Below are 3,116 nucleotides of genomic sequence, written 5' to 3' on the forward strand. Positions count from 1 at the left end.
CGGCGCCGCCTTGCAGCACCAGACCGTCGAGCGCATCGACGTAGTGGGTCACCGAGATGCGCCGGCGCGAAATCTCGGCATCGAAGCCGAGCGTGGGCACCATGAAGACCAGCGCGCCGTGGCCCATGATCCAGTGCGCGATCGACTGCTCCAGGTACTGCAGCGTCTTGTTGCGAAAGCCCATCTCGGCCGGCGGCGTGTGCAGCAGCCGAGCCGACAGGCCGATGCGCATCGGCCGCGGACTCATGTGCCGCGGCCCGCGTCGAAGGGGGGTGCCGTGCTTGCAGGCCGACCTGCGTCGGCCTCGGCGGCACCAACGCCCGACGCCCCTGGCGGCAGGCGGTTCGGCGGCGGGTTCACCCCTGGCGGCCTCCCCAGCGCTGGCACTGCTGGCGCACCACCTCGGCCAGCAGGTGCTCGCGGTCGTGCGTACGACGGATCCAGGTCGCGTCGTTGCCATCGCGGGCGAGCTCGATGCGGATCGTCCGCAGCGCGTCCTCGGCCTGCAGCTCCATGGCGTGGATTTCCAGCGAGTCCAGGGTCGCCTCGATGTCTTCGCGCAGCGTGCGGTGCTCGCCGGTCTTGGGATCGACGAAGCTGCCGTCCAGCCCGAAGCGGCAGGCCTGGAAACGGTTGAAGGTGTAGGGCAGGTAGTCGTCTTCGCTCGGCTCGAAGGGCCGCTCGATGCGCAGCCAGCGCGCCAGGCACTGAATGAAGGCGGCCATCGCCGCGGCCTTCTCGATGGTCAGCGGGGTGTCGAGCACGCGCACCTCGATCGTGCCGAACTCCGGCTTGGGGCGGATGTCCCAGTAAAAGTCCTTCATGCTCTGGACCACGCCGGTGTGCATCATCTTGCCGAAGTAGGTCTCGAAATCCTCCCAGCGCAGCACGAACGGTGCCCGTCCGGACAAGGGGAACGCGGTCACCGAATTCAGGCGTGCCGAATGAAAGCCGGTGTCGATGCCCTGCACGAACGGTGACGAAGCGGTCAGGGCGATCAGGTGCGGAATGAAGCGCGACAGCCCATGCAGCAGCACCAGCGCCTGGTCCGGCCCAGGGCAGCCGATGTGCACGTGCTGACCGAATACGGTGAACTGCTTGGACAGGTAGCCATAAAGCTCCGAGAGTTGGTGAAAGCGCGGGGCGTCGTAGATGCGGCGCTGGCTCCAATCCTGGAACGGGTGGGTGCCGCCACCGCACAGGCCCACGTTGAGCTTGTCGGCGCAGCCGACCAGCGCGTCCCGGATTTCGGTGAGCTGGGACAGCACGTCGGCATGGCCGGTGCAGATGCCGGTGGACAGCTCGATCATGCTGTCGGTCACCTCCGGCGTCACGGTGCCGGGCAGCTTGTGCTTCTTGACCACGCGCAGCAGATCGGCCGCGCTCGGCGACAGGTCGTAGTCGTGGGTGCTGACGATCTGAAGCTCGAGCTCGACCCCCAGGCTCAGCGAACGCGAATCGGCAAAGGCCTCCAGACTCATTTACTTGATCTCCTGAGCCGCCGCCCGCCGGCGCGGCTGGTGTTCACCCGCGAGCCGCAGTCCCAACTGCACGGCGATCGGGCCGAGCAACTCCATGATGGCGATGGCGCTGAGCACGATGGGCGCGACCGTCATCGCGAAAGCCGGGTGGGTGACATGCAAGTCGGCATAAAGCACCAACGTGGTGCCCGAGACCGGCGTCAGGGTCAGCGCCAGCGCGACGCCCTGCCGCGTGCGGATACCGCTCCAGCTTGCCATGCCCACCACCACCAGCGCCTTGGCCGCGCCCCGTGCGAGCAGCAGCAGCAGCGCCGCCACACCGCCCAGCGCCAGCGCCTCGAGCGACCAGGACGCGCCGACGATGACGAACAGCATCAGCACCAGCACGCCGCCCGCGGTGCCGAAGTGGCGCGGCCAGACCCAGGGCCGCTCGGTGGTGTTGCGCAGCAGTACGCCGGCCGCCAGCGGCACGAGGAGGGTGGACAGATTGAGCAGCTGCGCCGTGGTCATTGCCAGCACGATCAGGCCGAGCAGCAGCAGCACCGAGTTCTCGTCGCGCAGTTCCAGCCGGCGCGCCACCCAGGCCACCAGCCGGGCCAGCGCCACAGCCAGCAGCACGGAGCCGGCGAAGGTGTAGATCGGCTGGGCGACGCCCTGCACCCATTCGCCGGCGGCGTCGAGGTGCAGCCAGCCCAGCACCAGACGATGCGAAAGCACGGCGTACAGCGTGTTGAGCGCCGTGAGAACGATCATGCGTTCGGTCACCTGACCGGCCGACTTGAGCTCGCTGGCGACCCGCCCGACCACTGCGGCGGAGGCCGAGACGGTCATGGTCGCGCAGGCCAGCGCCACTTTGGTATCCAGCCCCAGCCAGCGCAAGGTGAAAAAGATCGCCGCGAAGCTCAGCAGCGACTCGGCAGCACTGGTCCACAGCAGCGCCGGATTGGCGCGCAGCCAGCGCAGGTTGACGCGGCTGCCCAGCTCGAACAGCAGCAGCCCCAGCGCCAGATCGACGATGAGGCGGGCCCCGCCGCCCATCTGGCCGGCCTCCAGGCCGTTGCCGCTCAGCGCGATCACCAGGCCCACCGCGCTGTAGCCCACGATGCGCGGCAAGGCCAGCCGGCGGAACACCACCTCGCCGATCAGGCCGCCGGCTATCAGGGTCAGGGCCGACCAGAACAGCAACCCTGGCTCGGGCGGCCACGGCTGGATCTGCAAGTACCCGGCGATGTTCGCCAGCATTCGTTATCTCCCGCTTCAATTGAGGTATCGAGCTTTAGCCGCGGCCCGTGCGGGAGCAAGTGCTCACAGGCAGCGGCGACGAAGCGGCATTCTCGCAGCCCACCCGGCGCCAGCGACTACGCGTCGTCTTCAGGCCGCTCGGGTTCGCCCTTGCGGCGCCCGGAGAACATCGTCCACCAGACGATGAAAACAAGCAGCGCCAGCGCGGCCAGGGCCTCCAGCACAATCACCCACATGCCTTGGTCTTTCTCGTTGCGCCCGGCCTTGCGGGCCGCGCTGATTCTAGGAGGGCTCGCCGGCTGCGCCTCGCCGCTGCCGCCCGAAGCTCCTGCCAGTGAACCACCCACAGGTGCGCCCGCGGCAAGCCCGCCCGGCGCCCCCAGCCAGCTGCCC

At 68.6% G+C, this 3,116-nt stretch carries 3 protein-coding genes and 1 pseudogene; all 4 read right to left on the reverse strand.

Annotation, left to right across the window (positions count from 1 at the left end):
- Positions 1–247 (reverse strand): annotated as a pseudogene (locus H0W38_RS19550) (gamma-glutamyl-gamma-aminobutyrate hydrolase family protein); the annotation flags it as partial.
- 109 nt (positions 248–356) lie between these two features.
- Positions 357–1,481 carry a YbdK family carboxylate-amine ligase gene (locus tag H0W38_RS19555; RefSeq protein WP_292457294.1) on the reverse strand — a complete coding sequence of 375 codons (1,125 nt, stop codon included), beginning with the start codon at positions 1,479–1,481 and terminating at the stop codon, positions 357–359.
- Entirely contained in the window at positions 1,482–2,723 is a 1,242-nt protein-coding gene (locus H0W38_RS19560) for a cation:proton antiporter (RefSeq protein ID WP_292457297.1), read from the reverse strand.
- A gap of 116 nt (positions 2,724–2,839) precedes the next feature.
- Positions 2,840–3,116 (reverse strand): hypothetical protein (locus H0W38_RS19565; protein ID WP_292457299.1); only part of this gene is annotated, 277 nt, incomplete at its 5' end.

The organism is Methylibium sp., assembly GCF_013817365.1.
GTDB lineage: Bacteria > Pseudomonadota > Gammaproteobacteria > Burkholderiales > Burkholderiaceae_C > Methylibium.

Excerpts from the sequence above, each read along its gene's own strand:
- H0W38_RS19555 (WP_292457294.1), bottom strand. The coding sequence starts at position 1,481 with ATGAGTCTGGAGGCCTTTGCCGATTCGCGTTCGCTGAGCCTGGGGGTC.
- H0W38_RS19560 (WP_292457297.1), bottom strand. The coding sequence starts at position 2,723 with ATGCTGGCGAACATCGCCGGGTACTTGCAGATCCAGCCGTGGCCGCCC.